The 14,525-nt window shown below is 45.9% G+C and carries 14 protein-coding genes; 6 read left to right on the top strand and 8 right to left on the bottom strand.

Going from position 1 to position 14,525, the window contains the following annotated elements; all coding sequences use genetic code 11:
• Positions 1 to 139: 139 nt before the first annotated feature.
• Together QMA00_RS09790 and QMA00_RS09795 are read right to left on the bottom strand one after the other, a co-directional pair.
• Positions 140 to 1,390 (bottom strand): HipA domain-containing protein, encoded by a 1,251-nt coding sequence (locus QMA00_RS09790; protein ID WP_007146784.1) that lies wholly within the window; start codon positions 1,388 to 1,390, stop codon positions 140 to 142.
• Positions 1,387 to 1,692, bottom strand: a complete 306-nt coding sequence (locus QMA00_RS09795; RefSeq protein WP_036984862.1) for a helix-turn-helix domain-containing protein — start codon at positions 1,690 to 1,692, stop codon at positions 1,387 to 1,389. The genes QMA00_RS09790 and QMA00_RS09795 overlap by 4 nt, the downstream gene beginning before the upstream one ends.
• 317 nt (positions 1,693 to 2,009) lie before the next feature.
• Between QMA00_RS09795 and QMA00_RS09800 the strand changes: the two genes are divergently transcribed.
• Positions 2,010 to 3,323 carry an AAA family ATPase gene (locus tag QMA00_RS09800; protein WP_086585839.1) on the top strand — a complete coding sequence of 438 codons (1,314 nt, stop codon included), beginning with the start codon at positions 2,010 to 2,012 and terminating at the stop codon, positions 3,321 to 3,323.
• A 115-nt stretch (positions 3,324 to 3,438) separates the two neighbouring features.
• Here QMA00_RS09800 and QMA00_RS09805 read toward each other — a convergent pair whose 3' ends face one another.
• From QMA00_RS09805 to QMA00_RS09815, 3 genes are read right to left on the bottom strand one after another with little or no spacing between them, the layout of a single operon-like run.
• Entirely contained in the window at positions 3,439 to 4,728 is a 1,290-nt protein-coding gene (locus QMA00_RS09805) for an ISL3-like element ISPpu12 family transposase (protein WP_290156980.1), read from the bottom strand.
• Positions 4,729 to 4,749: 21 nt separating this feature from the next.
• Positions 4,750 to 5,262, bottom strand: coding sequence for a signal peptidase II (lspA, locus tag QMA00_RS09810; protein WP_290156981.1), 513 nt, complete (start codon positions 5,260 to 5,262; stop codon positions 4,750 to 4,752).
• Between the two features lie 3 nt (positions 5,263 to 5,265).
• A complete protein-coding gene (locus QMA00_RS09815; protein WP_290156982.1) occupies positions 5,266 to 6,162 on the bottom strand; it encodes a cation transporter in 897 nt (298 codons plus the stop codon).
• 95 nt (positions 6,163 to 6,257) lie between these two features.
• Between QMA00_RS09815 and cadR the strand changes: the two genes are divergently transcribed.
• Positions 6,258 to 6,665 (top strand): Cd(II)/Pb(II)-responsive transcriptional regulator, encoded by a 408-nt coding sequence (gene cadR / locus QMA00_RS09820; RefSeq protein ID WP_114981952.1) that lies wholly within the window; start codon positions 6,258 to 6,260, stop codon positions 6,663 to 6,665.
• A gap of 219 nt (positions 6,666 to 6,884) precedes the next feature.
• Here the strand turns inward: cadR and QMA00_RS09825 are convergent, their stop codons facing one another.
• The 3 genes from QMA00_RS09825 to QMA00_RS09835 all read right to left on the bottom strand — a co-directional run bounded on the left by QMA00_RS09825 (position 6,885) and on the right by QMA00_RS09835 (position 8,904).
• Positions 6,885 to 7,385 carry an ATP-binding protein gene (locus QMA00_RS09825; RefSeq protein WP_290156985.1) on the bottom strand — a complete coding sequence of 167 codons (501 nt, stop codon included), beginning with the start codon at positions 7,383 to 7,385 and terminating at the stop codon, positions 6,885 to 6,887.
• Positions 7,386 to 7,646: 261 nt separating this feature from the next.
• Positions 7,647 to 8,252 (bottom strand): hypothetical protein, encoded by a 606-nt coding sequence (locus QMA00_RS09830; protein WP_290156987.1) that lies wholly within the window; start codon positions 8,250 to 8,252, stop codon positions 7,647 to 7,649.
• A complete protein-coding gene (locus QMA00_RS09835) occupies positions 8,239 to 8,904 on the bottom strand; it encodes a response regulator transcription factor (RefSeq protein ID WP_290156989.1) in 666 nt (221 codons plus the stop codon). The genes QMA00_RS09830 and QMA00_RS09835 overlap by 14 nt, the downstream gene beginning before the upstream one ends.
• Before the next feature lie 338 nt (positions 8,905 to 9,242).
• On the opposite strand from QMA00_RS09835, the gene QMA00_RS09840 reads away from it, so the two are divergent.
• The 4 genes from QMA00_RS09840 to QMA00_RS09855 all read left to right on the top strand — a co-directional run bounded on the left by QMA00_RS09840 (position 9,243) and on the right by QMA00_RS09855 (position 14,351).
• A complete protein-coding gene (locus tag QMA00_RS09840; RefSeq protein ID WP_290156991.1) occupies positions 9,243 to 9,785 on the top strand; it encodes a cupredoxin family protein in 543 nt (180 codons plus the stop codon).
• Positions 9,786 to 9,859: 74 nt separating this feature from the next.
• Positions 9,860 to 11,593, top strand: a complete 1,734-nt coding sequence (locus QMA00_RS09845; RefSeq protein ID WP_290156993.1) for a copper resistance system multicopper oxidase — start codon at positions 9,860 to 9,862, stop codon at positions 11,591 to 11,593.
• Complete coding sequence (locus QMA00_RS09850) at positions 11,590 to 12,336, top strand: copper resistance protein B (protein WP_290156994.1); 747 nt, start codon at positions 11,590 to 11,592, stop codon at positions 12,334 to 12,336. The genes QMA00_RS09845 and QMA00_RS09850 overlap by 4 nt, the downstream gene beginning before the upstream one ends.
• A 650-nt stretch (positions 12,337 to 12,986) precedes the next feature.
• The gene (locus QMA00_RS09855; RefSeq protein WP_290156996.1) at positions 12,987 to 14,351 is read left to right on the top strand and encodes an APC family permease; all 1,365 of its coding nucleotides are present in this window, start codon (positions 12,987 to 12,989) and stop codon (positions 14,349 to 14,351) included.
• Positions 14,352 to 14,525 lie beyond the last annotated feature (174 nt).

The following is a 14,525-nucleotide window of genomic DNA, read 5'->3' on the forward strand; positions in this document are numbered from 1 at the left end:
ACTAAGGCTTTGCCCAAACTGCCCCAAAAGCCCAAGGGATGAGCGAAGTGTTAAAACACATGGAGTATGAGGCAAAGCATAAAGTGAAACTAAAACTTCTTTATCTGCTGAAAAATGAAAATATAGTTTCACTGACTCATTAAACGTTAAACGCTGATTGTTTCATGGCTTGCTCCGCTCGGCTGATCCCTAGCCGCTTAGCAACGGTTTGCCATTGCTTAACCGCCATTAATACTTCATCGTAAATTTGCGTGGCTTGGGTTTGCGAAAGTCTGAAGAAGTCTTTCACATCAAAGGCTAGCTGGTAGTCTAAAGCGTTGTCTGCATCGGTAATATTCAGATGCAGGCCATGCTTACCCACTATCGGGTTTAAATCATAAGCAGGTGATAACTTCCAGCCATTCTTTGTTAATAAAAACCCATGGTTACGCAGGTGATCATCCGTGTTGGACACCGCAATATTAAACACGATTCGACGCCATAGCTGAGCTAAATCGGCTGCGGTTTGTGCACCAGAATTGGAAATAAATTCAGCAATCTCTAAGTAGCTAGCACCTTGAGATTGTTCACCATCATAGTATTGAAGCTGTGTCATGGCCGATGAAAAATGCAGCCGCTTTTCACCGTCGCGGTCAAACCGTTTGGTTAAAAAGGTATGGTGCTGTGACGAAAATTGCTTGATCTCACTTGGAAACATGTGAACACCTGCCGCAAGAGCCAATTCATAACAGACCATCTCCCATGCGCCCACGTCATGGGTATCATTTAGATTGGGAAACTTGGCAATCCACAAGTGGCCTTGTTCATCTGTGACACAAGCCTTGGGCCTTGCACCACCTAATGATGAGCCTGGAGAAATCAGCATTTTCAACCAGCGGTAATACTCGTCACTGTCGATGTTATCGTCTTTTTCAATCTGCATTGCTGCGTGCTCTAGCTCTCGCAAAGAAGCCATTGGCGGCGCAGCAAACTCAGAGTTGTCGTCCAAAAAAGCATCCGAGCCTACTCGCTTAAATCGAATCCCCCCCATCCGATAAGAGTCATGTACGCCCAGCAGGTAATCCAATTCGTTTAATCGACTTGTTGCTCGAATACCTTTGCGCGCCTCAATCGCCGCACGCCGCTGCATTAAAATACGCCCCCATCTATCAGGCGATGAATCAAGAAATGCGCGAAAGTTTTTATCGGCTTCATCGTTATAGAGTTCACCGGAGTGAAGCGACAGGATGGGATCAATTTGCAAGCGATAGGCTGAGGTTAAAAATGCTTTATCGTAGGCAAAACTAAATACGCCACCTCGGCTTGAATCACTGTAAGCAAGCAGCCCAATTAGCAAAGGCGCTTCAATTGGCTGCCAGTCGGCATAGACTTCGACGATTTCACGGCTCATTTTGAACCTTCCAGCAATTTTATGTTTTGCAGCTTGATACCCACTTCATCATGAGCGGCCATTTCTGCAAAGTTGCTTTCCATGCCAAGAACAGCCATCACTTTTAAGTAAGTGCCTATGGCAACGCCCGGATCACCGGCGAAGACTTTATTCACGGTTTTATGATCAAAACCAGTACGTTCACACAGTAGCTTTTTTGTAAAACCACGTCGTTTCATCGCCAACAGCAAGTCTTCACCAAAATGCGTCAGGATTTTGCGCTGCTTTGGAAACAGTACATTGTGTAAGTCACGCTTAGCCATATCACCAACCAAAGGGACTATATTCCCACTATTTAACCGTTAATGGGAATATAGTCCAACTTTGAATCCCAAGCAACTCCAACAATTTACATATAGGACTATATTCCCACTTTACTCAATATAATTGGATTTATATCCCACCTTTAGGTTTAGCTTGCGCGTTGGCCAAGGCGATGAAATGGATCCCTGAATGCCAAAGGTTGCGGATTACACTTTTATGCGCATAAAAATGTAAAATTCCTCACTTTTCTGCGCGTAAAAGTGTAGAATGAGTTATACTACAGGCAGTTAACAGTCTTAATTGGCGGGAAATGACAATGCAGCGCAACTTACTAAACGCCCTAATAGCATGGAAAAATCAACCGGTGCGCAAGCCATTATTGATCGATGGTGCAAGACAAACAGGTAAAACCTATCTGCTACAAGAGTTATTTGGGAACACCTTTGCCAACATCCTTCGTATCGACTTCCTTGAAAACCCTGCTTACAAAGAAGCGTTCGATGGCTCTCTGTCACCTGACGAGCTAGTAATGAACATTGAGTTGTTAACCAACCAAGCGTTCAACCCAGAAACCGATCTGCTGATATTAGATGAAATTGGCGAATGTGAACGTGCCGTTACCTCACTAAAGTACTTTGCTGAAAAAGCACCGTCCTATTTTGTCGCTGCCAGCGGCTCGAATATTGGTTTGCTCAACACCTTCCCTGTGGGCAAGGTAGAACAATACAATTTACGACCACTGACCTTCCAAGAATTTATTTACGCATCCAACGAGCAAGCGCTGATCAAAGCATTTGATAGTCAAGCAAGCACACCGGCAGTACACACCAAATTGATGGACAAACTCACTGACTACTTTTTTACTGGTGGTATGCCGGAAGCCGTTTCTGCTTGGTATCAGTATAAGGATTCAAGCATTCTAGAGCGTGTTGAAAAAGTCACAAAAATTCATGCCGATTTAGTGGAAGGTTATCGCCGCGATTTTGGTAAGTACGCGGGCAAGGTCGACGCCACACTGATTGAATCGGTATTTAATAGCATTCCAGCCCAGCTATCACTTGTCAGCGATGAGTCGGTTAAACGCTTTAAATTTAAGCATGTGCATGAGCGTAAATCTCGTTATAGCGATTTTGAAACCGCGATCCATTGGCTTAACTGCTGCCGCTTAGCTTTGCCAAACTACCCTATTGAAGGATTGCCGAAATCTCCGTTAGCGGCCTATAAAAAAGAAAATATGGTGAAACTGTTTCTGTTTGATGTGGGCCTGCTTAATCATATGCTCGGCAGCAGTTATAAAGAAATTAAGCAACAAAACTATGAATACAAAGGTTATGTGGCTGAAAACTTTGTGCAACAAGAGCTCACTGCCATTGGCGTTGACCCAAGCTATTCATGGAATGACGCCCGCGCCGAAATCGAATTTATTTTGGCGACCGATGAAGGCGATATCGTCCCTGTGGAGGTCAAAAGTGGTAAACGTACAAGAGCAAAATCGTTGGCATCCTACGTTGAAAAATGTACTCCAAGTAAAACCTTTAAGTTAACGGGTACACAAGGCTCATCCGCATTAGAGCAAACCAATATCGTGATGCCTTTGTATTTCACGCAGTATTTACCACAGAGATGGTAAAAGCGCGTTGCTTAGACCCCGAGGTCTACACAAAGTGACTTCATAGGTAACAATTTGGGGTATACGGATTTAATGGTTGATGGGTCACCTTCACCCCATCAATCTGATACCACCCTCAGATGGTTGATAGATCGACTCCGTAGTTGAGTTCCTCTGCGAAGTCCGGCAGTCCGTAACCGATGGTTTTCTTGTAGAAAGGAGAGACCTTCGCAGTCGGTGCCTTCTTCTTGTGCTTCGTGGTGTAGAGCATTCGTGCCCGCATCACCTCGAAGGAGTAACCGCGCCCTTCACGGTTCTTGTCCTTGGCCAGTCGGTTGATGGACTCCGTGTAAGCGTTGGTGACGGGCATGTCCGTCTCGAAGTAGGTCATGGTCTCTTCGCGCCAGTTTCCCACTGCCCTGACCAGATCGCTCCAGACTTCCTTTTGGCCCTTCGGGATGGTGGCTATCCACTCGTCCAGGGCGGCTTCTGCCTGGAGCCGTGTGGTGGCGTCCCAGATGCCGTAGAAGCGCTCCTTGTGCTCGTAGGCGGCCAGCAGTTGCGGGAACGCGCCTGTCCAGGTCTCCATGATGAGGCGCTCCCGGTCTGAGACTTCGTGAGCGCGTTTCAGCAGGATTTTCCGGTCTCCCTTGAGAGTCCGACTCTGGGACGGTTTCAGCTCCTTTCTGAGGCCCTTGCGCACTCTCTCTAGGGCATCGTTGGCCATGCGCACCACATGGAACTTATCGACCACGATACGGGCCTGGGGCAGCACAGCCTTGACCGCTGCCCGGTAGGGGTTCCACATGTCCATGCTGACGATCTCGACCTTCTGCCGGTCTTTCAGCTTCATCAGGTAGTTGGTCACCACGTCCTGGCGGCGGGTGGCCAGCAGGTCGAGCAGGGTTCGCTCCTCAATGTTGGTCAGAATGCAGCGGTAGCGCTTGTTCAGGTATAGCTCGTCAATGCCCAGGATGCGGGGCGTCTCGAAGCGGTGCCAGTGCCCCAGGAACTCGGCGCGGGCGTTGAAGATGTCGCGCACCGTCTTCTCGTCCAGGCCGGTCTGTGCCGCCACAAAGGTGTAGGGGTGGTTGAAGGATTCCTTCTCCACGTACTCATGCAGCCGCAGTGTCATACGGAATCCGTCCACCATCTCCGGTAGCTGGGGCCTGAATGTTGTCTTGCAGGCCCGGCAGGTGTATCGGCGGCGGACCACCCAGAGAGTGACCCGCTTGCCGTGGATGGGCAGATCACGATAGGGAACGTCACGCTTGCCGAACCGTACGAACTCACCCTGCACGCCGCATTCCTCGCAGGCGATGGGATCGGGCACGTCCACCTGGAAGTGCATTTCGTCGTCGGTTGATTTGCAGCCCAGTACTTGGTATTGCGGCAGGTGAAGGATGTTGTCGGGAAGTTCGGTCATGGTGTTGTATAGGCGTAGGTGTCAGTCAGATCCATCCGACTCGGCATTGGTGTTTGCTTTTTTACCCAACAAGCTGCTGGAAACGAAAAGTAAGGCACCGAGGACAATTGCAATATCAGCCAGGTTGAAGGCCGGCCAATGCCAGTCTCGCCAATAGAAATCAAAGGAATCCACAACATAGCCGCGAAAGACCCGGTCAATCAGGTTGCCCATGGCGCCACCGAGGATAAGACTGTAAGCGATGGCTTCTCCTTTATGACGATTTTCAAGGATCAGCTTGATCAGAAAAATCGAGACCACTACCGCGATTACGATAAAAAAGTAGCGCTGCCAGCCTCCACCATTCGCAAAAAGACTGAATGCGGCACCGGTGTTCCATAGGTGCACCCAGTTAAAGAACGGGGTCACCGAAACATACTCGCCATAGGCCATTGATTGCTGCACCAGCCACTTTACAGCCTGATCAGACGCTGCCAGCAGGCCCGATATGGACAATAGGGCATACGGCGAGAGCTTTTTGCCAATAATGAGCATTATTTAACCCTTCAACGCCAGAATGCGTCTGGCACCGTTAAGTACAATGACCCCCGCGATGGTGCCGATAATCAGATCCGGATAATTGGAACCGGTCCACGCGACCAGGGCGCCGGCGGTGATGACCCCCAGGTTGATCACCACGTCGTTGGCCGAGAATATCCAGCTTGCCTTCATGTGCGCCCCGCCTTCCCGATGTTTGGATATGAGCAGCAGACAACTGGTATTGGCAATCAATGCGACGAATGCGATAGCCATCATCACCAGCGATTCAGGCTCACTACCGAATACAAAGCGCCTCACGACCTCTACGAGTACGCCAACAGCCAAAACCAGTTGGACCACACCAGCAACGTGCGCAACACGGACCTGCCTTTTCACGCTATGCCCAACCGCATAAAGAGCGAGTCCGTACACTGCCGCATCAGCAAAATTGTCCAGGGACTCTGCAATGAGGCCGGTGGACTGGGCGATCAGACCGGCAGTCATTTCCACCACGAACAGAAGTGCATTGATGCCGAGCAACCAGCGCAGGGTCCCGGATTCTTGCTTAGCAGAAGCTGCCGAAAACTCGGCGGCCTTGATGGTCTCCGGATTTGCAGCGACGGTTTCCTGAAGCGAGGCGCCTAGCCCCAAGGTCTTCAGTTTCGAGGTGACGGGCTCGACCTCGCCGTCATGCACGACCTTCAGCCGGCGGTTCGACAAGTCGAAGGACAGTGCCCGAATCCCCTCAACGCCGTTCAGGGCCAGGCGAATCATGCGCTCTTCTGATGGACAGTCCATCTTCGGCACGGCATAAACACTGACCCATTCCCCCGACGCATCGGAGGAGGCCTGCATATCGGTATCCGCCGCAGGCCTTGCATGGTCGCCACAGGGGCCTCCGCAGTTTTTACTCATGATACGACTCCACTTGAACAATGTTGTGGTACTATTTAAAACTATATAGTCGCTATAAGGTCAATAGCGTAGAGAATCCGTTGCGGAGGAACCCGATGCGTATTGGTCAGTTGGCACAGTCAGTAGGGGTAGATACACAGACGATCCGCTTCTACGAACGGCAGGGCTTGTTGCCGCCGCCTGATCGGCAGGACAACGGTTACCGTGTCTATACCGAGAAGCATGGTGAGGGGCTGGCCTTCATCCGTCGCTGCAGAATCCTGGGCCTGTCACTGGCTGAGATTCACGAACTACAGAGCTATCAGGACGACCCTCATCAGCCTTGTACCGCCGTCAACGCCTTGCTCGATGATCACATCTCTCATGTGCGGTCGCAGATAACCGCTCTGCAAGCGCTTGAGAAACAACTCGTTTCACTGAGAGCGAGTTGCAACGATGACCGGGAAGTTGAGGCGTGTGGGGTTCTTGCTGGAATTAGCGAAGGAAACATGCACCAGCAGTAGGTGAAGCATCAACCAGATAATCCGATGAGATGCCGGTCTGTCTCACTCTCATGCAAAGGTAAGATCAACCATTTAATCCGCTTACCCGAAAGTTAAAAGCCTGTAAAAGCGTAGCGCAGTATATTTGCAAATCTAAGCTCTACTAAATTAACGTGGATGACGGGATTTTTTAAGGCGGGGTTAGGTTTAAAGTAACACCGCCGAGTGGGCTTTGGTGACTTAGTTACGGTCTGTGCAGCTTTTGTCAGTCTCTTGAACAGCGATTTCTATTAATACCTTTAAACCGCCCATAGATCTTGCTGAAAAAGAAATGCTCCCCGCGTATCGAGTGACAATTTCTCGAACAATTGCTAGGCCAAGCCCGTGGCCAGGTGTCTGCTCATCAAGCCTTAGTCCCCTTTGACCTAGGTTTTCCATCTCGTCTTTTGTCACGCCAGGGCCATCGTCAGTGAGGATGATTTTCGCTGAATTATGACAACGCTCCAAAGAAAGCTCAATGCATTTAGCTGACCACTTTCCAGCGTTATCCAACAAGTTGCCTAATATTTCGTTGAGGTCATGTTCTTCAATCGGCCAGCGGCATTCGCTAGTGATTGAGGTTGATAGTTCGAAAGATTTTTCCGGGTAAAGCCTACCTAGCATCCAAAGTAAATCGCGCGCTTGTTTCACAGGGTAAGCGCTTTTACCTACTTGTGGGCCGGCAAACCTGCTGCGCCGCATTTCTGCTTCTAGTTGTTTATCGAGATTGGCTAGCCGCAGTGCCATTTCATGCCTTAGTGCATTATCTAGGGGGCGGCTTGTGTCCTCTAAAATTTGCCTAAGGGCAGCAATGGGAGTTTTTACACTGTGTGATAAATTTGCAAGTGCTTCGCGAGAACGTTCAAGCCTTTGATCTAAAGAATCAAGCAGCTGATTAAGCTGTTGTACTAATGGCCGGAACTCCTCCGGTGCTTTGGTATTAATTCGCGATATTTCGCCACTTTACAATATTTTAAGCCTAGACTGAAGTAGCGTGACAGGCCGCATTGAAAGGTTTATGCCAAACCAAATAATGCCCACCAATAATAAAATGAGTAGCATAGAGACAATAGCCGTCCATATGTGTAGATCTTCTTGGCCACTTTGCAGCTCCCCCATATCTTCTGAGACTATGACCGTCACAGCAACGCCATTAACAAAAAACGACTTCCTATAGGCAAAAATATCAGAAGGTGCATCAGGAATGCTAGCCCCGCGAATTCTTATACTTTTATCGTCACTTGATACGAGCATCGGGTTAAGCAGCGGCTCCCAAGATTTGGGGGATATGACTTTTTCGCCTTGAGTATAAATAGCAAAAGCATGATGAAAAACTTTCTCGAAATAATCACCGGTTTCAAGCAGGTTTATATTGCCTTGCGCTTGGCGGATGTGGTGCTCTAAAAAACCGGCCTCATCTCTTAGTCGGCTTTCAATAAATTCGCGAGACATTTTTTCTAAAAGTAAGCCGTGAACCAGCCAGGCAATGGCCATTAAAATAATGCCAGCTGGAAGTAGCAAGATTAATAGTGTGCCTTTTATGGATTCAGGTTTTTTAAATAACATCATTAAACACGTACCCTTGGCCGCGCCTGGTAGCAATGGTTTTAGGTCCAACGAGTTTTCTTAAGCGGCGAATATACGCTTCAATAACGTTTTCATTCGGGTTCTCGTTAAGGTTGTAAAGCTGCTCCATCAGTTGTTCCTTAGAGAAAATATGACCCGGACATCCCATTAAACAGCGCAGTAACCGAAACTCTGTACCTGTTAAGCTATGCTCTATGCCATCTTCTGTTTTAAGGCATTGCCTATTTTCGTCGAGTTCAAAGCGGCCAGCTTTTAATGACGACTCGACACGGCCTTCGCTTCTTCTGACAATGGCGTGTAGCCTTGCTATCAACTCTTCGGTTTGGAAAGGCTTCGCTAAATAATCATCTGCACCGGCCTTTAGGCCGTTCACTTTATCTTGCCAATCCCCCCTGGCGGTAAGAATCAGTACGGGGAAAATAATTTTTTTAGCACGCCAGCTTTTTAAAACATCCAAACCATTTCCATCAGGTAGACCAAGGTCAAGGATGCCGGCTTTATAATCTTCTTGTTTGCCAAGAGTGATCGCCTCTTGAGCTGAATAGGTTATGTCCACACTAAACCCAGATTTTTCGAGTTGATTAGCGAGCCCCTCGGCGAGTAGTTTATCGTCTTCTACTAGTAGTAGTCTCATTTTCGGCTTTACCCATCAGCTAAAACAAGGCTCTATTCTGATTGAATTGGGCTAACACATCAATAAATGATGAAATTTAAAAGCAGGGTTTAACACAAAGAAAAGCACGAGATATTTATGTGATCTCGGGCTAAAGAATGAATAGTCAGTTAGCTTGTTTTTTTATCCTACTTTCTATTGATTTTTTAGCAAGGTGCCAAGTCTTGTGAAAAGCGTGTGTATATAAATCATAAGCACTTTTGGTATTTTCAGAAGGGATCCAGTTTGGTGGTCTATTGTGTTGGCAATAGAACTGTTGGGTGGTCCAGCAAAGGTTTATTCGAATTGGAGAGTATTTAATGGGTAAGTCAAAATTAATAATCGCAGCAGCATTTATGTCTATGTCACTTTCAGCTTTTGGGGCTGGCGCCCATGGTGATGAACATAAGCACGGGGCTAGTGTTGAAAAAGTTGGAAAGCCTGGGAAAGCCTCAGACGTTTCACGGACAATAACGGTTGCGATGTTTGATAACTATTATGAGCCTGAAGAAATTTCAGTGAGATCCGGAGAGACTGTTCGCTTTGTGGTTAAAAATGAAGGTGTGATGGTGCATGAATTTAATATTGGTACCGCGGCAATGCATAAGGCACACCAAGAAGAAATGTTAGTGATGATGAAGCACGGCGTTATTCAGGGAAATAAAATTAATCACGAAATGATGGAAATGGACATGGGTGATGGACAGTCCATGAAGCATGATGACCCTAACAGTGTGTTACTTGAACCAGGACAAAGCCAAGAAATTATCTGGACATTTTCAGGTGATGGCAATATTGAGTTTGCTTGTAATGTTCCTGGGCACTACCAATCTGGAATGGTCGGCGACGTTAAGTTTAATTAATGAAACGTACTCTTCTTAGGCCTTGCGACGTTAAGTGCTTGGTACAAGAAAAATGTTTATAAGAGTAATTTGATATGAAAAAGATCTTTATTGCAGGTTTTATAAGCTTGGTTTTTTCAACGCTGAGCTTTGCCGGTGAATATAATTTGACTGTTGATAATGTTAAAATTGATACAGGCGATTTTGTGAAAAATGGCATTGGTTACAACGGTAAATCGCCGGGACCTGTTTTACGTTTTAAAGAAGGTGAAGACGTCACCATTAATGTCACCAATAATCTTGATGAAATGACGTCTATACACTGGCATGGAATCATTCTGCCGTTTGAGCAAGACGGTGTTCCTGGCATTACTTTTCCAGGGATCAAGCCTGGTGAAACATTTACATACAATTTCCCTATTACCCAGGCTGGAACCTATTGGTTTCATAGTCATTCGGGTTTTCAAGAACCTGATGGGGCCTACGGCGCTATTATTATAGAACCGAAAGAAAGAGAGCCATTTCGGTATGATCGCGAATACGTGATTCAGTTAGCTGATGCGCACCCTCATTCGGGTGACAAGATAATGCGTAACTTTAAAATAACGTCAGATTATTATAATCGCGAGCAGCAGACGGTTGGTGAGTTTTTCTATGATATTTCTAAAAACGGATTTATGAATACCGTTAAAGACCGCTTAGCTTGGGGTGATATGCGCATGATGAAAGCGGATATTGAAGACCTTCAAGGTTTTACGGGGTTGATTAATGGTAAAGGACCAAAGCAAAATTGGACAGGGCTCTTTGAACCTGGAGAGCGTATTCGATTGCGTTTTATTAATTCATCCGCGATGACCTATTTTGATATTCGTATACCAGGTTTAGATATGACGGTTGTGCAAGCTGATGGCAATAACGTGCAGCCGGTCAATGTGGATGAATTTCGCATAGCAGTTGCAGAAACTTACGATGTGATTGTTCGACCCAAAGACAAAGAAGCTTACACTATTTTTGCTGAGTCCATGGGACGCTCTGGTTACGCCAGGGGCACATTGGCCATAAAGAATGGCATGGAAGCTAATGTCCCTGCGTTGCGTAAACCTGGGCGTTTAACCATGGCCGACATGGGTGCCATGCATGGCATGGATCACTCTGGAATGGAAGGCATGGATCATTCAGAAATGAAAAATATGGATCATTCCAAAATGGAAGGTATGGATCATTCCAAAATGAAAGGTATGGATCATTCCAAAATGAAAGGTATGGACCATAGTTCGATGGCGTCCTCCAAGGACACGCCCGTTGATCCTTTTTATGCTCAAGGCAGTGGGCTAACCCCTGAGGCCGCTAATGGCGGGAAGTTTCTTTCTTATGCTGACTTGAGAGCGCAAAAGCCGCTTTATGAAGAGCGTGAGCCAACCCGTGAAATTGTACTGCGCTTAACCGGCAATATGGAGCGCTATATATGGAGCATCAATGATGTTAAATATGAAGATGCTGAGCCTATACGCCTTCAATATGGCTCGCGGGTTCGCTTTAAGTTTGTTAATGAAACGATGATGGCCCATCCAATGCATCTTCATGGCATGTGGTCGATGCTTGATGTTGGGGCAGGTCAGTGGAACCCTGTTAAGCACACTATCAGTATACAGCCAGGCACAACGGCCTATATGGAAACTGAAGTTGATGCGCCTGGGCAATGGGCTTTTCATTGCCACCTGTCTTACCACATGGCAGCTGGAATGTTCGCAAAAGTGATAGTTGAAGGTGGGCCTGAATCTGAAGAGTCTACAACTGATTCAACTGTATCGTCGGGAGATGCGTTATGAGCATTAGTAGATTTTTGATAAGCATCGCTCTGGTTGCAATGATGACGCCAATGATGGTGTCGGCTAAAGAACGAATCATAGATACCACGCAAAGAAAGCAACCACTAAAGTTTTGGGGAGCACAGTTTGAAGAACTTGAATATCGCTACCGAAAAAGTGATGAAAGGCTGGGAGTGTGGGATGCGGACTTTTTTTATGGAACCGATGAATGGAAGGTACGCTTGCTGTCAAACGGTGAATACGCATTTGAAAGTGATGCCTATGAAAAGCTTGAAAACCAGCTAGTTGGGCAAGTGCCAATATCTACGTTTTTTGATGCAAAGGCAGGTTTACGATTCGATAACCCAGAAGGCCACGATAGAGTTTATGCTGTTTTTGGTCTTGCAGGGCTAGCGCCCCAGTGGTTTGAAATCGACACCAACTTTTACATTAGTGAGGACGGTAAAACTTCGGTAGATTTAGACGCAGAATATGAGCTGTTGTTAACAAATTATTGGATTGTCACCGCTTCGCTGGACACAACGGTAGCCTTTAATGAAGATAAAGAAATAGGTGTTGGTAAGGGCCTGGTGTCGACGGAGCTAGGATTAAGATTAAGCTATGACCTTATAGATCGCAGTTTTTCGCCATATATTGGTGTCGTTCATGAGAGGAGCTATGGTGATACTGCTGATTTACTTAAGTCATCCGGTGATGACAATGGCGGGTGGTTTGCAGTTGTTGGTGCCAGAGTTTTTTTCTGAGGTTTTTAGAAAATAAGTGGCTAACCGAAAGCGCTAAAACCTTTTGGTTAAGCCATTAATTAATATTCAGTCTTTACATATTACTGCGGCTGAAAGCACTGTTTTTTTTAAATGAGGCCGTTATAAGCCTTCCAACGCTCAAAAGAGTTATTTTAATCGCGTTGAACGTTAATAATACCTTGGCAAAATCCTTTAAAAGCTTGTAAGGATATTAAAACAATTTCTACAATAAAAAAATCAGCCGCCCAATTGAGCATTCTGAGAATACAATCATAAATAAAAGAATTAAAAATTAGCCTACAGCATAGCCATGTTTTTTTAAGCCACAGCCTTTTGCATCCATGAATACCTAAGGATGTAAAAAATCTAAATGTCTCGCAATATTCATAAGTTTTAAAAAAGCTAAGCTCGCAGCTTACAGTATTTATTTTCAGCTAGAGTTCAGGTTGATATGTTTTGATGGACGAGGATTATGAGGATTCATAAATCAAAGTGCTCGATAGAAATTATTATTACAGCTTAAGCAGCAAATAACAGTTACTGCAAGAACTGTTCAGTAAATGGCACAATTATAACAGGGTCGCAAACATCTTCTAAAACCTAGATGGGCTCTGAATTTTTAAATATTTTGTCAATCAATAGGAGATTTTATGGATTCAAATAAGGACAGAACCACCCACTATCAAGAAGGGAGTTTGACACTTTCAGGCACCGTGATGTTGGGCACTGGGGTTATGATTGGTGCCGGTATTTTTGCACTTACTGGGCAAATGGCTCAAATGGCAGCGGGGCTTTTTCCTTTAGCATTTTTAGCTGCTGCAATCGTTGTATCTTTTAGCGCCTATTCATACATAAAAATATCCAATGCTTATCCTTCAGCTGGTGGCATTGGGATGTATCTTCATAAAGCGTATGGCAATAGCTTAGCTACGGCATTTAATGCATTGCTAATGTATTTCTCGATGGTAATTGCCCAAAGCTTTTTAGCTCGGACATTTGGGTCATACACCATGCAGCTTTTCGGAGGTGATGATAGCGGCCGTATGGTATCTATACTGGGTGTTTCGCTTATTCTAGCGGCGTTTTTCATTAACCTGCTTGGCAATCGGTGGATTCAAGGCGTTGCGTCATTTATTGGTGTTCTCAAAATTGTCGGTATTCTTGCTATTGGTTTGGTAGGTGTTTGGCTGGCTGATAGCGTTGCTGTTGATTTTTCAACAAGCACTGAGTCTGGTGTTGTTGGCAATTTTCTTGGTGCAACAGCGCTGGGTATTTTGGCTTTTAAAGGCTTTACCACAATAACCAACAGCGGCTCTGAAGTGAAAAACCCACACAAAAACGTTGGTAGAGCTATCGTTATTTCTATTGCTTGCTGCGTTTTACTTTATACATTGGTGGGCTTTGCCGTTTCAAGTAATCTTTCCTTAGCAGAAATTATTGAAACTCAAGATTATTCGCTTGCCGCCGCCGCTCGTCCGGCCTTAGGTGACTATGGGGTTTGGTTCACTGTAGCGATTGCCATGATGGCAACAGCAGGTGGGATTCTGGCCAGTATTTTCGCCGTATCTCGAATGTTAGCGATGCTGACTGAGATGAATTTGGTGCCTCACAGTCACTTTGGTATGCCGGGTAGTATTCAAAAGCATACGCTTGTGTACACGGTAGTTTTGGGTCTTATTCTTACTGCTTTTTTTGACTTATCAAGAATTGCTGCTTTGGGTATCGTCTTTTATCTTGTTATGGATATCTCCATACATTGGGGCGTTATACGGTATTTATATAGTGATATAAAGGCAACTAGATGGGTGCCAGCTGCGGCAATAGCTTTTGATTTAGCCGTGTTGGGTGGGTTTGTTTGGGTGAAAATAAACTCAGATCCATTTGTGATTGTTGTTGCGGTAGCCATTATGGTTATTATCGCAGTGGCTGAGCAGATATTTTTGAGCTTTTCTCCGAAAAGTGCAGTCGCAAAACATAATGAGCCCGGTGATCATAAGCATGATAGCCACCATTAATGTTAATTGATGGTGGGGCTGGTTTTGTAATACAGCAAACAAGCTAGCATAGGTAAAGGTTTAATCTTTACTCGGTAATATATAGCAAGCTTGCCGATGCATTGGCAAGGCGTTTTGGCTAAGTTTTTTGGTGAATTTGGCTCTGCAGCATTTTACGGCATTGACGATTTAGCC

Source organism: Pseudoalteromonas sp. APC 3694 (assembly GCF_030407565.1).
Classification (GTDB): Bacteria; Pseudomonadota; Gammaproteobacteria; order Enterobacterales; family Alteromonadaceae; genus Pseudoalteromonas; species Pseudoalteromonas tetraodonis.

Excerpts from the sequence above, each read along its gene's own strand:
- QMA00_RS09795 (WP_036984862.1), bottom strand. The coding sequence starts at position 1,692 with ATGGCTAAGCGTGACTTACACAATGTACTGTTTCCAAAGCAGCGCAAA.
- QMA00_RS09805 (WP_290156980.1), bottom strand. The coding sequence starts at position 4,728 with ATGACCGAACTTCCCGACAACATCCTTCACCTGCCGCAATACCAAGTA.
- QMA00_RS09840 (WP_290156991.1), top strand. The coding sequence starts at position 9,243 with ATGGGTAAGTCAAAATTAATAATCGCAGCAGCATTTATGTCTATGTCA.
- QMA00_RS09845 (WP_290156993.1), top strand. The coding sequence starts at position 9,860 with ATGAAAAAGATCTTTATTGCAGGTTTTATAAGCTTGGTTTTTTCAACG.
- QMA00_RS09830 (WP_290156987.1), bottom strand. The coding sequence starts at position 8,252 with ATGATGTTATTTAAAAAACCTGAATCCATAAAAGGCACACTATTAATC.
- QMA00_RS09825 (WP_290156985.1), bottom strand. The coding sequence starts at position 7,385 with ATGCGGCGCAGCAGGTTTGCCGGCCCACAAGTAGGTAAAAGCGCTTAC.
- QMA00_RS09800 (WP_086585839.1), top strand. The coding sequence starts at position 2,010 with ATGCAGCGCAACTTACTAAACGCCCTAATAGCATGGAAAAATCAACCG.
- QMA00_RS09855 (WP_290156996.1), top strand. The coding sequence starts at position 12,987 with ATGGATTCAAATAAGGACAGAACCACCCACTATCAAGAAGGGAGTTTG.
- cadR (WP_114981952.1), top strand. The coding sequence starts at position 6,258 with ATGCGTATTGGTCAGTTGGCACAGTCAGTAGGGGTAGATACACAGACG.
- QMA00_RS09815 (WP_290156982.1), bottom strand. The coding sequence starts at position 6,162 with ATGAGTAAAAACTGCGGAGGCCCCTGTGGCGACCATGCAAGGCCTGCG.
- QMA00_RS09790 (WP_007146784.1), bottom strand. The coding sequence starts at position 1,390 with ATGAGCCGTGAAATCGTCGAAGTCTATGCCGACTGGCAGCCAATTGAA.
- lspA (WP_290156981.1), bottom strand. The coding sequence starts at position 5,262 with ATGCTCATTATTGGCAAAAAGCTCTCGCCGTATGCCCTATTGTCCATA.
- QMA00_RS09850 (WP_290156994.1), top strand. The coding sequence starts at position 11,590 with ATGAGCATTAGTAGATTTTTGATAAGCATCGCTCTGGTTGCAATGATG.
- QMA00_RS09835 (WP_290156989.1), bottom strand. The coding sequence starts at position 8,904 with ATGAGACTACTACTAGTAGAAGACGATAAACTACTCGCCGAGGGGCTC.